Here is a 15024-nt window from a genome sequence, read left to right as displayed (position 1 = left end):
TAAGGTTACTCAAGGGTCAGGAGTAGGTCGAGATGAGTTGGTCGAGTTGATTCCCCTCGCGCTTCCCCGGCCGCGCAGGGTCGCGGTCGTCGGTGGTACCCGTATCCCGTTCGCCCGCTCCGACGGCCCCTACGCGCACGCGTCCAACCAGCAGATGCTGACCGCCGCCCTGGACGGGCTCGTCGACCGGTTCGGCCTCCGGGGGGAGCGGGTCGGCGAGTTCGTCGCCGGGGCGGTCCTCAAGCACAGCCGTGACTTCAACCTGGCCCGCGAGACCGTGCTGGGCAGCGCACTGGACCCCCGCACACCGGCGTACGACATCCAGCAGGCCTGCGGCACCGGGCTGCAGGCCGTCATCGCCGCCGCCAACAAGATCGCTCTCGGTGCGGTCGACTCGGCTGTCGCCGGAGGCGCGGACACCGCCAGCGACGCGCCGCTCGGCGTCAACGACCGGCTGCGCCGCATCCTGCTGGACGCCCGGCGCGCGAAGTCCGCGGGCGCGCGGCTGCGGGCACTGGCCGCCGTACGCCCGAGTCACCTCGTCCCGGACATCCCGCGCAACGCCGAGCCCCGTACCGGACTCCCGATGGGGGAGCACGCGGCCGTCACCGCCCGGAAGTGGGGGGTGCGCCGAGAGGACCAGGACCTGCTGGCGGCCACGAGCCACCAGCGGCTCGCCGCGGCGTACGAGCGCGGCTTCCTGGACGACCTCGTCGTGCCCTACCTGGGCCTGGACCGTGACCAGAACCTGCGCCCGGGGTCCACGGTGGAGAAACTCGCCACCCTGAAGCCGGTGTTCGGCGCCTCTCACCCCGACGCGACGATGACCGCCGGCAACTCGACCCCGCTCACCGACGGCGCCGCCACCGTGCTCCTGGCGAGCGAGGAGTGGGCCGAGGCGCGCGGCCTGGAACCGCTGGTCTACCTGTCGCTGTACGAGACGGCGGCCGTGGACCACGTGCACGGCGAGGACGGGCTGCTGATGGCACCCGCGTACGCCGTACCGCGCCTGCTGGAGCGGGCCGGGCTGACCATGGACGACTTCGACCTCGTCGAGATCCACGAGGCGTTCGCCTCCCAGGTCCTCGCGACGCTCGCCTCATGGGAGGAGCAGGGGCTGGCGCCCGTCGGCCGGGACAAGCTGAACGTGGCCGGGTCGTCCCTCGCCACCGGGCACCCCTTCGCCGCGACCGGTGCCCGGATCGTGGCGACCCTCGCCAAGCTCCTCGCGGAGCGTGACGCACCCGGCAGGGGCCTGATCTCGGTCTGTGCCGCCGGCGGCCAGGGGGTCACCGCCATCCTGGAGCGCCCCTGAACGACCGGGAGCCCGCCGCCCGCCGATCGCGCATCGACCCGCGAGGCGGCGCGCGACCCGCACCGTGAACGACCACCCCGCGAACGCCGCGCATGCGAACGACCCGCAGCCCTTCCACACGTGTACGACCCCGCGCATCCAGCAGCCGCTCGGCGCCTGCCCCAGGGACGGGGCCCTGTGCCGAACCCCATGTCGAGGAGCCGCCCGTGTCCACGCCCGCCCCCGCCGCCGCGACCGTCCCGCCCACCGATCCCGTCCTGGTCGAGCCGACCAAGGTCAGGACGGCCGACGGCACCGTGCGCGAAGTGTCCGTGCCGCTGTTCGCGCCGACGGTGCGCAGCGGCTCGCTCGCCGAGATCCCCTTCGACAACGCCCGCGAGGCTCCGGCGGACCCGGTCCTCAGCCGCAAGCAGGGGGACGGCAGCTGGCGGGACGTGACCGCCGAGGAGTTCGCGGCGGAGGTCAGGGCCGTCGCGAAGGGCCTGATCGCCGAGGGCCTCCAGAGCGGCGACCGGGTCGCGATCATGGCCCGTACGACCTACGAGTGGACGCTGCTCGACTTCGCGGCCTGGGCGGCCGGTCTGGTCACCGTGCCCATCTACCCCACCTCGTCCGCCTTCCAGACGCGCTGGATCCTCCAGGACTCCGGAGCCGTCGCCTGCGCGGTCGAGACGAAGGAACAGGGGCGGCTGATCAGCCAGGAACGTCAGCAGCTGGGCGGCCTCACCCACCTCTGGCAGTTCGACACGGGAGCCGTGGGCCGGCTGAAGACGCTCGGCAGGGCCGTCCCCGACGCGGTCGTCAACGCCCGGCGCGCCGCCCTGGAACCGGGGAGCCCCGCCACGCTGATCTACACGTCCGGTACGACGGGCCGTCCCAAGGGCTGTGTCCTGACCCACGCGAACTTCTTCGCCGAGGTCGACAACGCCATCGAACTGCTCCACCCGGTGTTCAGGTCGGTCTCGAAGTACCCCGCCTCCACCCTGCTGTTCCTCCCTCTGTCCCATGTCTTCGGCCGGATGGTCGCGATCGGCTGCCTGCGCGCGCGGGTCCGGCTCGGGCACGCGCCGTCCATCGCGACCGAGGACCTCCTCGCCGACCTCGCCGGATTCAAGCCGTCGTTCCTGCTGGCCATCCCCTACGTCCTGGAGAAGGTCTTCAACACCGGCCGCGCGACGGCGGAGAAGATGGGCCGCGCCTCGTCCTTCGACCGCGCGGCCCGCATCGCGCGGCGCTACGGGGAGGCCGTCGAGGCCGCCGAGCACGGCACGGGCCCGGGCCCCGGCCCCGGGCTGCGCACCGCCCGCGCCCTGTACGACCCGCTGGTCTACCGCCGTATCCGCGCGGCCCTGGGCGGGCACGTCCGGTACGCGATCTGCGGTGGCTCCCCGCTGGGGCGCCGGCTCGCGGCGTTCTACGCGGGGGCGGGCATCCAGATCTTCGAGGGCTACGGCCTGACCGAGACGACGGCGGCGGCCACGGTCACCCCGCCCCTCAAGCCCCGGCTGGGCACGGTGGGCTGGCCCCTGCCGGGCACCGCCGTGCGCATCGCGGACGACGGGGAGGTCCTGCTCAGCGGCGGCCAGGTCTTCGGCGGCTACTGGGACGCCGAGCGCGGCGTGGCCGTCCCGCACGCCGGGGACGACGCGTGGTTCCCGACGGGCGACCTCGGCGCCCTGGACGAGGACGGCTACCTCACGATCACCGGCCGCAAGAAGGACATCATCATCACCTCGGGCGGCAAGAACGTGGCCCCCGCCCCGCTGGAGGACTGGCTCCGCGCCCACCCGCTGGTCGGCCAGTGCATGGTGGTCGGCGACAACCGCCCCTTCGTCAGTGCCTTGATCACCCTGGAGCCTGACGGTCTCGCCCACTGGCGCCGGATGCGGAAGAAGGAGGGTGTCCCGCTGCGTGAGCTGGTCCGGGACGAGGAACTGCGCACGGCGCTGCAGCGGGCGGTCGACGAGGCCAACCGGCTGGTCTCGCGGGCGGAGTCGATCCGCAAGTTCACCGTCCTGCCCGGGGACTTCACCGAGGAGGGCGGCCATCTCACGCCCTCGCTGAAGCTGAAGCGGGAGGCGATCGCGCGGGACTTCGACGCGGAGATAGAGGAGCTCTACCGCCGGACGTGACCGGGGCGCCGGACGGCTCACCGGAGCGCCCGGGCGGGGTCGGCGGACCCGGCGGAGGCCACCGCCCGCCGGCCTCCCGGCGAGGCACGGGAAAAAACTGAACCAGGACGAAACGGGCGGTGGTGCGGTTCCCGCATACTCGCGGGTCGGTCATTCGGTCATGTATTCAATGGGTGGATGCTTAGTGTGCCTGCGATAAGGTGGGCAGATGCGGAAAAATCTGCACTAATGCAAGGTTGAGACGTGGGAGTCTCAGCCTCCGGATATGGATATCGCAGCGCATACCGTCCTCCCCATGACTCAGCTGGACGCGCGGCCACAGGCCGGAGACACGGTACGGGGAACGACCCCTGCCGACGGCGGCGTACGCGAGAAGGGCCTCGGCGGGGACTCCGTCGGGCTGACGGGCAGTGCCGTCCTCGGCATCTCGACCGTCGCCCCGGTGTACTGCCTCACCTCCACGCTCGGCTCCACCGCCGGGGAGGTCGGCGTGCAGATGCCCGCCGTGTTCCTGGCCGGGTTCCTCCCGATGCTGCTGGTGGCCTTCGCCTACCGCGAGTTGAACAAGGCCGTGCCGGACTGCGGCACCTCGTTCACCTGGACGGTCAAGGCGTTCGGGCCCCGCCTGGGGTGGATGTGCGGCTGGGGCCTGGTCATCGCGACGATCATCGTCCTGTCGAACCTCGCGGGTGTGGCGACCTCGTACTTCTGGCTGCTGGCCGGCGAGATCTCCGGCAGTGACGCGGTCGCCGCCCTCGACGACAGCAAGCCGGTGCACATCCTGACCTGCCTGCTCCTGATCGCCGTGGCGACGGCGATCAGCTACCGGGGCATGACCGCGACCAAGGGCATCCAGTACACCCTCGTGGCCCTGCAACTCGTCGTCCTCGCGCTGTTCGTCGTCATGGCCGTGCGGAAGGCGGGCAGCGACGGCTTCGCCGCCACGTCGACGGACTTCTCCTGGACCTGGCTGAACCCGTTCGCCGTCCAGTCGTTCGCCGCCTTCACGGCCGGACTGTCCCTCTCCATCTTCATGTTCTGGGGCTGGGACACCTGCCTCACGACGAACGAGGAGACCATCGGCAGCGAGAAGACGCCCGGCCGCGCCGCCCTCGTCGCGATGATCGTCCTGGTCGGCTCGTACCTGGCCACCGGCATCGCCGCGCAGATGGCGGTGGGTGCAGGGGACACCGGGCTCGGCCTGGCGAACCCCGGCACGTCCGACAACGTCTTCGCCGCACTCGCGGGCCCCGTCATGGGGCCGGGCCTCGGCGTCCTGCTCTTCCTCGCGGTGCTGGCCTCGGCCGCGGCGAGCCTGCAGACGACGTTCATCCCGGTGGCGCGCACGGTCCTGGCGATGGCGTCGTACGAGGCGCTTCCCGCGTCGTACGCGAAGGTCCACCCGCGCTTCCGGACCCCGGGCCGGGCCACCGTCGTCGCCGGGGTCGCGACCGGCGTGTTCTACACGGTGATGACCCTCGTCAGCGAGCACGTCCTGGTCGACACCATCTACGCACTCGGCCTGATGATCTGCTTCTACTACGCCCTGACGGCCTTCGCCTGCGCCTGGTACTTCCGCGCCGAACTCACCCGGTCCGTGCGGGACCTGGTCTTCAAGGGGCTGTTTCCCGTCGTGGGGGGCATCCTCCTCACCGCCGTCTTCGGCAAGACGCTGTACGACATGTGGGACCCGGCCTACGGCTCCGGCTCCTCGGTCCTCGGCGTCGGCTCCGTGTTCGTCATCGGCGTCGGCCTGCTGCTCCTCGGCCTGGTGCTGATGGAGGCGATGCGGCGTCGCGCGCCCGCCTTCTTCCGGGGCGAGGTGCTGACGAAGGAGCCCCCCGCGCTCGTGGTGGACGAGTGAGCGCTCAGGCCCGCCAGTAACCCAGCGCGTGGACCCGGTCCTTGGGCAGCCGCAGCTCCTTGCGGGCGTACGCGGCCAGGGTCCGGGTCGTCGCCGTGTCGCAGGCGATCCAGACGTACGCGTCGGAGGGGTCGTCGCCGAGGAGGCCGGGCAGGGCCGTCCGCACCTCGGACACGAGGTGTGCGCCCTCGTCCCGGCGCGGGACCGTGTGCAACGTGTGAAGGGCCGGGTCCAGGCGGAACGGCAGGTCCTCGTCCGTGGCGTGGGCGCTCTCGCACCAGATCGTCGCCGGGGTGTCCGGGAGTGCGTCCAGCAGCGAGTTGACGGCGGGCAGCGAGGCCGCGTCGCCGATGACGAAGAGCCGGGCGGGCCGGGGTTCGGGCAGGGAGAAGCGGGTGCCCTGGAGCGTCGCGTCGATGGTGTCGCCCGGTTCGGCCGCCCGCGCCCAGTCGCAGGCGGTCCCGTCGTGGAGGGCGAATTCGAGACTGAACGTCCCGGCGGCGGGATCGGGGTCCACGAGCGTGTAGCCGCGCTGGTGGGGCCTGCCGTCCCGGTCGAACCAGAGCCTGACCCACATGGTCGGGTGCGCGCCGCCGGTGGCGGCGAGCAGGCCCCCGTCGGTCACGTGTATCCGCCGGAACGCCTGGGTGACCTGCTCCGTACCCGTGACGGTGAACGTGAAGTCCCGTCCCCGGAACAGCTTGAGGACGGCACCCTCCCAGCCGTGACCCATCGGTGCCCTCCCGCGCCCGGACGAATTGCGACTTAGGGTACCCTAACTTTTTCTCCTCGAGGGTCCCTGAGCGGGGAGTTGTGTGCGAAACCGGGCCATGATCTTTTCGGAGTGGACTCAACAGGGCGCCGTACCGCATACCTTGGAGCCGTCACGGACGACGACGGAGGTGCCTCGCATGCGGATCGCCACAACGATCTTCCTCACCGACGAGACGATCACGCCGGTCCGGCTCGCGCGTGAGCTGGAGCAGCGGGGATTCGCCGGGCTCTACCTGCCCGAACACACCCACATCCCGGTGAGCCGGGACACGCCCTACCCCGCGGGCGGCGAACTGCCGGCCGAGTACGGGCGCACCCTGGACCCGTTCGTCGCCCTCGGGCAGGCGGCGGCCGTCACCGAGCGGCTGGCCCTCGGCACCGGCATCACGCTGGTCGCGCAGCACGACCCCATCGACCTGGCGAAGCAGGCCGCCACGCTCGACCACCTCTCGGGCGGCCGCTTCACGCTCGGCGTCGGCTTCGGCTGGAACGTGGAGGAGGCGGCGGACCACGGGGTCGAGTGGTCGACGAGGCGTGCGCTCGCCGGCGACCGGCTGGCCCTGATGCGCGCCCTGTGGTCCGACGAACCCACGGCGTACGACGGGGAGTTCGGCTCCGTCCGGGCGAGCCACGCCTACCCCAAGCCGGTGCAGCGGCCGCGCGGGCCGGTGAACGGACCCCGCACCCTGATCGGCGGGGCGGCGGGACCGAAGCTCTTCGCTCAGATCGCCCGGGACGCGGACGGCTGGCTGCCGATCGGCGGGCGCGGCCTGTCGGAGTCGATCCCCGCACTGCGCACGGCGTGGGAGGACGCGGGCCGTGACCCGAAGCACCTCCAAGTGGTGCCGTACGCCGTCGTCCCGACCCCCGGGAAGCTGGCGTACTACGCCGACCTGGCCGTCGAGGAGGTCGTCCTGCAGCTGCCCCCGGCGGATGAGGCGGAGGTTCTGCGGGCACTGGACGCCTATGCGGCGCACCTGTAGCGGTGACCGGCGTCGTGGTGTGCCACCCGGAGTGCAACCACGGTCGCCGCAATCGCATCTTTCACTGACGTACATCGATGGAGCGGCCTGCGCGTGTGTGCCCGGCTGCCGGGGAGCGGGAGCTCGATGAACAGACCCTTGCGGCACATAGCCATCTTCTGCGGAATCCTGATGCTGGCTCTGCTGATCCGGACCAACTGGCTCCAGTTCGCCAAGAGCGAGGAGCTGGCCGGACACGAGTTCAACCGCAGGGTGAAGATCACCCAGTTCGCGACGCCGCGCGGCGACATCATCGTGGGTGGCAAGGCGATCACCGGGTCGAAGGAGGTCTCGGGTACCGACTTCAAGTACCAGCGCACCTTCAAGAACGGCCCGATGTACGCCCCCGTCACCGGCTACGCGTCCCAGGCCCAGGGCATGTCACTCCTGGAAAAGACGTACGACAGCATCCTCAGCGGCCAGGACGAGCGGTTCGCCTTCCGGCACGCCAAGGACATCCTCACCGGTGAGCCCCGGCGCGGCGGAGACGTCATCACGACGATCGACCCGAAGGCGCAGGAGGCGGCCTACAAGGGACTGAGCGACCTCGACGCCCGTGGCGCGGTCGTCGCGCTCGACCCCGCGACAGGCAAGGTGCTGGCGCTGGTGTCGACCCCCTCGTACGACCCCTCGGTCTTCGCGGGCAACTCCTTCAAGGAGGGCGACAGGTTCCAGGCGCTGGTGGACGCCAAGAGCAAGCCGCTGGCGAACCGCTCGCTCCGCGAGACCTTCCCGCCCGGCTCCACCTTCAAGATCCTCACCGCCACGGCCGCTCTGGAGCACGGCGTCGTCACCGACGTCGACGCCAGGACCGACGCCGTCTCGCCGTACCCGCTGCCGCTCTCCTCGAACAAGATCGGCAGCGAGGCCGGTGACGCGGTCTGCAACAAGGCCTCGCTGAAGACGGCCATGCAGCACTCCTGCAACAACGTCTTCCTCGACATGGCGTCCAAGCTCGGTGACGACAAGATGCGGGAGACGGCGGAGAAGTTCGGCTTCAACGAGGACGTCTACTCCGAGGAGTTCGGCGACATGCTCGCCACCAAGAGCCTCTATCCGGCGGAGCTGGACAAGCCCGGCACGGCTCTCACCGGCATGGGGCAGGGCAGCCTCACGAGCACCCCGATGCAGATGGCGATGGTCACGGCGGCCCTCGCCAACAACGGCAAGCTGATGCAGCCCTACATCGTGGACAAGCTGGAGGGGCCGGACCTGTCCGTCCTGGAGCAGCACGAGCCGAAGCTGATGAGCCAGGCGGTCTCCGAGGACACGGCGAAGAAGGTCCAGGAGATGATGGAGTTCACCGCCAAGGAGGGCAGCGCCCAGCGCGCCCTGATCGACGGCGTGACGGTGGGCGGCAAGACGGGCACGGCGCAGCGCGGCAACGACGTGACCAAGGAGGTGCCGTACGGCTGGTTCGTCTCCTACGGCAAGAACCCCGACGGCCGGGCCGTCGCGGTCGCGGTCTTCATCGACCCGACGGCCATGGACATCTCCCGCTCCGACATCTCGGGTGGCCGCCTCGGCGCCCCGATCGCCCGCAACGTGATGAAGGCGGTCCTGGGGAAGTAGCCCCCGCCCGTCCGATCCGTGGGTCCGTCCGCCCGCCCGGTCAGCACCGGGCGGGCGGACGTGTTCCGGGGCGGCGGCGCCGGCTCAGACCTCCGGCTCCTCGGGCCTCGGGGCCAGCACCAGGTGCTTGCGCCGCTCCTTGGCGTCCAGCAGGGCGGGGAGTTCCGTCAGGGAGTCGATGCGCCAGTCCGCCGTGTCCAGGACGTCCGGGTGGTCCGCCCACCAGTGGCCGTAGGGGCCGCGGCGGATGTGGGCCGTGCGCAGCCCCGAGGACTTCGCGGGGAACAGGTCGTCGGCCGGGTGGTCGCCGACGTACAGGGTGGCGTCCGGCGCCGCGCCCGACACCTCCAGCACGTGGGAGAAGAACTCCCGGTCCGGTTTGTCCACGCCCCACTCCTCCGACGTGACGACCAGGTCCGCCGGCAGGTCCAGGGCCCGCAGCAACTGGCCGGCCCGGACCGACCGGTCTCCCGCGATCACCACCCGCAGGCCGGCGGCGCGCAGTTCGGCGAGGGCCGGGCGGACGTCGGGGTAGAGGTCGGTCTCGTCGAGGTGCTCGCCGCGCCCGGCCGCCGTACGGGCGTGTGCGGCCTCTTCGACGTCCATGTCGGGGCGCAGGATGCGCAGCGCGTCGGTGCGGTCGCGGCCCTGTACGACCGCCGCGCCCACCAGGGCGCTGACGGTGTGCGGGGGGACCCCGAGCCAGTCGGCCCAGGAGGCCCAGTGGCGGTCGTCGCGGACGAGGGTCTCTCCGATGTCGAAGACGATCGTTTCCATCACCCCTCCGAGCCTACGGGCCAAGTGGGACATAACGTCCAAGGCGCCAGCGGCGGCCGGGTGGTTCCGCCGGGCAGAGGCCCTGGTCCGGACCGAGTGCCGCGCTCGTATGCTCGGTTCATGACCGATCCCCAGCGCCCCACGACCAACGCCATGCGGCGCGCCCTGAGGCGGGCCCGCGACGGTGTCGCCCTCGACGTGGCGGAGGCCGCCGTCCTGCTGCAGGCGCGGGGGGAGGACCTCACCGACCTCGCCGCGTCCGCGGCCCGGGTGCGCGACGCCGGGCTGGAGGCCGCGGGCCGTCCCGGAGTGATCACCTATTCCCGCAAGGTCTTCATCCCGCTGACCCGGCTCTGCCGGGACACGTGCCACTACTGCACCTTCGTGACCGTGCCCGGCAAGCTCCGCAAGGCGGGCCACGGCATGTTCCTCTCCCCGGACGAGGTCCTGGACATCGCCCGCAAGGGCGCTGAAATGGGCTGCAAGGAGGCGCTGTTCACGCTGGGGGACCGGCCGGAGGACCGCTGGCCCGAGGCGCGTGAGTGGCTGGAGGCGGAGGGGTACGACGACACCCTGGCCTACGTGCGGGCCATGGCCATCCGGGTGCTGGAGGAGACGGGGCTGCTGCCGCACCTGAACCCGGGGGTGCTGACGTGGACGGACCTGCAACGGCTGAAGCCGGTCGCCCCGTCCATGGGCATGATGCTGGAGACGACGGCCACCCGGCTCTGGTCGGAGAAGGGCGGTCCCCACTACGGCTCCCCGGACAAGGAGCCGGCGGTCCGGCTGCGGGTGCTCCAGGACGCGGGCCGGTCCAACGTGCCGTTCACCACGGGCATCCTGATCGGCATCGGCGAGTCCTACGAGGAGCGCGCCGACTCCCTCTTCGAACTGCGCAAGACCACCCGGGCCTACCACGGCGTCCAGGAGGTCATCGTCCAGAACTTCCGTGCCAAACCGGACACCGCGATGCGCGGGATGCCGGACGCGGAGCTGGAGGAGCTGGCCGCCGCGATCGCCGTCGCCCGCCACATCCTCGGCCCCTCGGCCCGCATCCAGGCCCCGCCGAACCTCGCGGACGCCGAGTACGCCCTGCTGATCGGGGCGGGCATCGACGACTGGGGCGGCGTCTCACCGCTGACCCCGGACCACGTCAACCCCGAGCGCCCCTGGCCGCACATCGACGAACTCGCCGCGCGCACCGCCGAGTCCGGCTTCACGCTTCGGGAACGCCTCACCATCTACCCCGAGTTCATCCAGCGTGGTGAGCCGTGGCTCGACCCGCGCCTCCTTCCGCACGTGCGGGCGCTCGCCGACCCGGAGACCGGGTTGGCGAAGGAGGGCGCCATCCCGGTGGGGCTGCCCTGGCAGGAGCCCGACGAGGGCTTCAACGCCTCGGGGCGCACCGACCTGCACCGCACCATCGACACCGACGGGCGCACCGGCGACCGGCGCGACGACTTCGACGAGGTGTACGGCGACTGGGACGCCCTGCGCGAGGCCGCGGCTCCCGGCATGGTCCCCTCCCGCATCGACGCCGACGTACGCCAGGCCCTCGGCCAGGCCGCCGACGACCCCACGAAGCTCACCGACGACCAGGCCCTCGCCCTGCTCCACGCGGACGGTCCGGCCCTGGACGAGCTGTGCCGGATCGCGGACGCCCTGCGCCGTGACGTGGTCGGTGACGACGTCACCTACGTCGTCACCAGGAACATCAACTTCACCAACGTCTGCTACACCGGCTGCCGCTTCTGCGCCTTCGCCCAGCGGCGTACGGACGCCGACGCCTACACGCTCTCGCTCGACCAGGTCGCCGACCGTGCCGCGCAGGCGTGGGACGTCGGCGCGGTCGAGGTCTGCATGCAGGGCGGCATCCACCCGGACCTGCCCGGCACGGCGTACTTCGACATCGCGCGCGCCGTGAAGGAGCGCGTGCCCGGCATGCACGTCCACGCCTTCTCGCCGATGGAGGTCGTCAACGGCGCGACCCGCACCGGCCTGTCGATCCGCGACTGGCTGACCTCCGCCAAGGAGGCCGGACTCGACTCCATCCCCGGCACCGCCGCCGAGATCCTCGACGACGAGGTCCGCTGGGTCCTCACCAAGGGGAAACTGCCCACCGCCACCTGGCTGGAGGTCATCAGGACGGCGCACGAGACGGGCCTGCGCTCCTCGTCCACGATGATGTACGGCCATGTCGACCAGCCCCGCCACTGGCTCGGCCACTTCCGGACGCTGGCCCGGCTCCAGCAGGAGACCGGCGGCTTCACGGAGTTCGTCACCCTGCCCTTCATCCACACCAACGCCCCGGTGTACCTCGCCGGGATCGCGCGCCCCGGCCCCACCGACCGGGACAACCGCGCCGTGACGGCGATGGCCCGGCTGCTGCTCCACCCGCACATCACCAACATCCAGACCAGCTGGGTGAAGCTGGGCGCGGAGGGTGCGGCCGAGATGCTGCGCTCGGGTGCGAACGACCTCGGCGGGACGCTGATGGAGGAGACCATCTCCCGTATGGCCGGGTCCGGTTACGGCTCGTACCGCTCCGTCCAGGACCTCGTCGCCATCGCCGGTCTCGCAGGCCGCCCGGCGAAGCCGCGGACGACGCTGTACGGCGAGGTGCCCCGGGAGCGGGTCGAGGCCGCCGCCGCGTCGGACGGACACCTGCCGGAACTGCTGCCGGTCCTGCCCGGCTGAGATCCCTGCCTCTCCCCGCCCCGCCCGCGCCGACCGCCGGGCGGGGCGGGGGCGCCGGGCGGCCGTCCTGCGGCGGGCGCGGCGCTCGGCCGGGGGCCCGGATCGGCGCCCGGTTCGGCGCCCGGCTCAGTGCCCGGTGACGAAGGCGACGAAGTCCGTCCAGGCGGGGGCGGTCACGAGGAGGGCGGGTCCGGTGGGGACCTTGCTGTCCCGGACGGGGACGAGACCCGCGAAGCCGTCGGCGACCTCCAGGCAGTTGTTGTCGCCGCCGTCGCTGTAACTGGACTTGCGCCAGGCCGTGGTGGAGAGGTCGGGGATACGGCTCATGATGTCTGCTCCTCCAGGACGCCCCTGATGAACCCGATGGACTCCGGCGGGGGCAGCGCCCGGTCCCGGAGCCGATCGTAGGACAGCCGGTATCGAGTGACCGCTGCCGGTTCCTCGATGAGCTCGGCGCAGCCGTTGCCCTCCGTGTAGGCGACCGAGGCCCCGTCCTCCTGCCAGAGCAACGTCAGGGAGCCGTCCATCAGATGGTGGGCGCCGGCCGAGAAGGGCAGCACCTGGAGGACCACGGAGGCGAGGTCGGCCGTGTCGATCAGGTGCGTCAGCTGGTCCTGCCACACCTTTGCGTCCGGCACGGGGCGGCGCAGTGCGTACTCGTCGATGATGATCCGGACCGACGGGGCCGGCCTGCGGTGCAGCAGTTGCTGCCGCCCCATGCGTGCGACGACCTGCTCCTCCACGAGTTCGGCGTCCGTCTCCGTTGCCTGGGCGCCGGACAACGAGGCACGGGCGACGTCCTCCGTCTGCAGCAGGCCCGGGATTCCGAGGGTGAATTTGTGCATGATGCAGGCGGTCGGCTCCAGGCGCATGAACTCCTTGTACTTGTCCTTGAACACCTCCCGGCGAGCGGCCTTCCACAACTGCACCAGCAGGCCCCCGGACTCGTAATGCCGGTCCAGGTCCTCCATCACCGCCAGCTTGGACAGCCGCTGGCCGACCTCCAGCCGGTACAGGTAGCTCTTGTCGTAGCGCGTCTCCTCCGCGAGGCGGCCCAGGGACTTCCCCGAGCTCTCCCGGAGATAGCGCAGGGCCCGGCCCAGGGCGGCGCGCCCCGACTCCTCGTCCACGTCGGCCGGCTGAGCGGTCATCGCGGTCCTCCCGTTGTCCCGTGCGCCGGCAATCGGGCGCCCCTTCCGAGGTTACGCGCAGAGGGTGATCATCGGAACACGAAAGGTGAGCATCACCCGATGGGGACAGCGTCGTCACGCCGGCCCCCGGCACCGACCCCGCACCGCCACCGCACCCGACACCTGTGAGGCACGCCCGTGGACGAATCCCCCCTTCGCCTGCTGCCCTGGAACTCCCCGGAGGGCAGGCCCTGTTATCTGAGCACCGACCATCCGGACAGCAGGCTGTCCAGCCTCGCCGACGAGGTGGAGGCGGAACTGCTCTCCTGTGGAGAAGCCGTTCTCAGCGGCGCGGAGGCCGTCCTCGCCGACGCGGCAGCGGGAGAGGGGGCGGTGCGTTTCGCCCTCACGTGGACCACCGAATCACTGCGGGACGTTCTGCGCGTCGCGCACTGCAGAGAAGGGAGGACATCCGGAAAACTCTGAGGAATGCCTTTCAAAGGGGATCTGAGGAGTTACTGAGTACATTCCGTTCGACCCCTGAGACACCTCATTCCGTTCGATTACAGTGCTTGCGCGGTCACACGCCGGTATTCGTCGAGGAAGGGGCGCGGTGAGCACTGGGACCACAGCTGTCTGGGGCCGTGCCGAACAACAGGACTTCCGCAGCCGGGTGCGTGGCGTCCTGCTCGGCGGCGCCATCGGAGACGCCATAGGGGCGGGCGTCGCCCCGCTCACCCTGGAGGAGATCCGCGCCGCCCACGGGGTCGACGGAGTCGTGGACTTCGTCCCCGTACATGGACGGCGGGGTGCCGTCACCGCCGTCACGCAGCTGACCCTCTTCACCGTCGACGGGCTCATCAGGGCGCAGGTCCGCCGGGACACCGGCGCCTGGCACCCGCCCACCGACGTGTTCCGGGCCCATCTGCGGTGGGCCGCCACGCAGAGCGCCTGGGGCCCCGACGAGCGCCGCAAGGACAACGGCTGGCTGGCCAGGGAGGAGTGGCTCTACACCCGCCGCGCCCCCACCCGCGAATGCCTGATCGGCTTCGGCGACGCCACCATGGGCACCCTCGCCGTGCCCAAGAACCCCTCCGCACGCGACTCGGCCGCGCTCACCAGGTCCGCGCCCTTCGGCCTGCTCGTCGGCTGGGAGCCCCAGCTGGTCCTGCAACTCGCCGTCGAGTGCGCCGCCCACACCCACGGCCACGCCACCGCCCAGCTCTCCGCAGGCGCCCTCGCCCTGCTCGTGCACGGGCTGGCCCGTGGGGAGACCCTGGACGGGGCCGTGCAGCACACGCTGGCCCTGCTCGCCGAACGGCCGGGCAACGAGCAGGTGACCGACGCGCTCCGCCAGGCGCTCGGTTCCGTACGGCAGGGGATTCCCGGGCCCGCGCTCATAGAGGCGCTCGGCGACACCGACTCTGCGGAAGAGGTCCTCGCGGTCGCGCTGTACTGCGCGCTGGTGGGCGAGGACGTGCGGCACGGTCTGCGGCTCGCGGTCAACCACTCCGGCCCCTCGGCGGCCACCGGCGCCGTCTGCGGGGCGCTCCTCGGGGCCCTGCACGGCGAGACCGCGCTGCCGCCCGCCTGGCTGGCCGAACTGGAGGGACGCTCCACCCTCCTCGAACTCGCCGACGACTTCGCCATGGAGATGACCCAGGGCCCCGCCCTGCACAGCCCGACCGCCGTCGCCCCGGGCTGGGTGGCGCGCTACCCGAGGGACTGAGACGGGCCCGCA

At 71.5% G+C, this 15024-nt stretch carries 12 protein-coding genes; 8 read left to right on the top strand and 4 right to left on the bottom strand.

All coding sequences use genetic code 11. The features are described from left to right. The first annotated feature begins 37 nt into the window (after nucleotides 1-37). From OHT61_RS13880 to OHT61_RS13870, 3 genes are all read left to right on the top strand, one after another. Nucleotides 38-1315, top strand: a complete 1278-nt coding sequence (locus tag OHT61_RS13880; RefSeq protein ID WP_329038313.1) for an acetyl-CoA C-acetyltransferase — start codon at nucleotides 38-40, stop codon at nucleotides 1313-1315. A gap of 206 nt (nucleotides 1316-1521) precedes the next feature. Then, a complete protein-coding gene (locus OHT61_RS13875) occupies nucleotides 1522-3447 on the top strand; it encodes an AMP-dependent synthetase/ligase (RefSeq protein WP_329038311.1) in 1926 nt (641 codons plus the stop codon). 295 nt (nucleotides 3448-3742) lie between these two features. After that, nucleotides 3743-5311, top strand: a complete 1569-nt coding sequence (locus tag OHT61_RS13870; RefSeq protein WP_329038309.1) for an APC family permease — start codon at nucleotides 3743-3745, stop codon at nucleotides 5309-5311. Nucleotides 5312-5315: 4 nt separating this feature from the next. Here OHT61_RS13870 and OHT61_RS13865 read toward each other — a convergent pair whose 3' ends face one another. Next, on the bottom strand, nucleotides 5316-6044 hold the full coding sequence (locus tag OHT61_RS13865) for a siderophore-interacting protein (RefSeq protein WP_329038307.1): 729 nt from the start codon (nucleotides 6042-6044) through the stop codon (nucleotides 5316-5318). A 178-nt stretch (nucleotides 6045-6222) separates the two neighbouring features. On the opposite strand from OHT61_RS13865, the gene OHT61_RS13860 reads away from it, so the two are divergent. Both OHT61_RS13860 and OHT61_RS13855 read left to right on the top strand, forming a co-directional pair. Next, nucleotides 6223-7068: an LLM class F420-dependent oxidoreductase gene (locus OHT61_RS13860; RefSeq protein ID WP_329038305.1), complete on the top strand. Its 846-nt coding sequence runs from the start codon at nucleotides 6223-6225 to the stop codon at nucleotides 7066-7068. A 126-nt stretch (nucleotides 7069-7194) separates the two neighbouring features. Then, nucleotides 7195-8679, top strand: coding sequence for a peptidoglycan D,D-transpeptidase FtsI family protein (locus OHT61_RS13855; protein WP_329038303.1), 1485 nt, complete (start codon nucleotides 7195-7197; stop codon nucleotides 8677-8679). A gap of 84 nt (nucleotides 8680-8763) precedes the next feature. Here the strand turns inward: OHT61_RS13855 and OHT61_RS13850 are convergent, their stop codons facing one another. Then, nucleotides 8764-9456, bottom strand: a complete 693-nt coding sequence (locus tag OHT61_RS13850; RefSeq protein WP_329043246.1) for an HAD family hydrolase — start codon at nucleotides 9454-9456, stop codon at nucleotides 8764-8766. Nucleotides 9457-9576: 120 nt separating this feature from the next. On the opposite strand from OHT61_RS13850, the gene OHT61_RS13845 reads away from it, so the two are divergent. Then, nucleotides 9577-12153 carry a bifunctional FO biosynthesis protein CofGH gene (locus OHT61_RS13845; protein WP_329038301.1) on the top strand — a complete coding sequence of 859 codons (2577 nt, stop codon included), beginning with the start codon at nucleotides 9577-9579 and terminating at the stop codon, nucleotides 12151-12153. A 126-nt stretch (nucleotides 12154-12279) separates the two neighbouring features. Here OHT61_RS13845 and OHT61_RS13840 read toward each other — a convergent pair whose 3' ends face one another. Beyond that, complete coding sequence (locus tag OHT61_RS13840; protein ID WP_329038299.1) at nucleotides 12280-12480, bottom strand: DUF397 domain-containing protein; 201 nt, start codon at nucleotides 12478-12480, stop codon at nucleotides 12280-12282. Beyond that, nucleotides 12477-13304 carry a helix-turn-helix domain-containing protein gene (locus OHT61_RS13835; protein WP_329038297.1) on the bottom strand — a complete coding sequence of 276 codons (828 nt, stop codon included), beginning with the start codon at nucleotides 13302-13304 and terminating at the stop codon, nucleotides 12477-12479. Before OHT61_RS13835 ends, OHT61_RS13840 begins: the two co-directional genes overlap by 4 nt. A 177-nt stretch (nucleotides 13305-13481) precedes the next feature. On the opposite strand from OHT61_RS13835, the gene OHT61_RS13830 reads away from it, so the two are divergent. Beyond that, nucleotides 13482-13769 (top strand): hypothetical protein, encoded by a 288-nt coding sequence (locus OHT61_RS13830; RefSeq protein ID WP_329038295.1) that lies wholly within the window; start codon nucleotides 13482-13484, stop codon nucleotides 13767-13769. Nucleotides 13770-13896: 127 nt separating this feature from the next. Next, nucleotides 13897-15012, top strand: a complete 1116-nt coding sequence (locus OHT61_RS13825; RefSeq protein WP_329038294.1) for an ADP-ribosylglycohydrolase family protein — start codon at nucleotides 13897-13899, stop codon at nucleotides 15010-15012. Nucleotides 15013-15024 lie beyond the last annotated feature (12 nt).

The sequence above is a fragment of the Streptomyces sp. NBC_00178 genome, assembly GCF_036206005.1.
Classification (GTDB): Bacteria; Actinomycetota; Actinomycetes; order Streptomycetales; family Streptomycetaceae; genus Streptomyces.
Note: the sequence above shows the minus strand (reverse complement) of the source record. Positions and strands in the feature narration are given on the sequence as shown.

Coding starts and splice junctions, on each gene's coding strand:
- OHT61_RS13865 (WP_329038307.1), bottom strand. CDS start 6,044: ATGGGTCACGGCTGGGAGGGTGCCGTCCTCAAGCTGTTCCGGGGACGG.
- OHT61_RS13850 (WP_329043246.1), bottom strand. CDS start 9,456: ATGGAAACGATCGTCTTCGACATCGGAGAGACCCTCGTCCGCGACGAC.
- OHT61_RS13835 (WP_329038297.1), bottom strand. CDS start 13,304: ATGACCGCTCAGCCGGCCGACGTGGACGAGGAGTCGGGGCGCGCCGCC.
- OHT61_RS13840 (WP_329038299.1), bottom strand. CDS start 12,480: ATGAGCCGTATCCCCGACCTCTCCACCACGGCCTGGCGCAAGTCCAGT.
- OHT61_RS13855 (WP_329038303.1), top strand. CDS start 7,195: ATGAACAGACCCTTGCGGCACATAGCCATCTTCTGCGGAATCCTGATG.
- OHT61_RS13845 (WP_329038301.1), top strand. CDS start 9,577: ATGACCGATCCCCAGCGCCCCACGACCAACGCCATGCGGCGCGCCCTG.
- OHT61_RS13860 (WP_329038305.1), top strand. CDS start 6,223: ATGCGGATCGCCACAACGATCTTCCTCACCGACGAGACGATCACGCCG.
- OHT61_RS13870 (WP_329038309.1), top strand. CDS start 3,743: ATGACTCAGCTGGACGCGCGGCCACAGGCCGGAGACACGGTACGGGGA.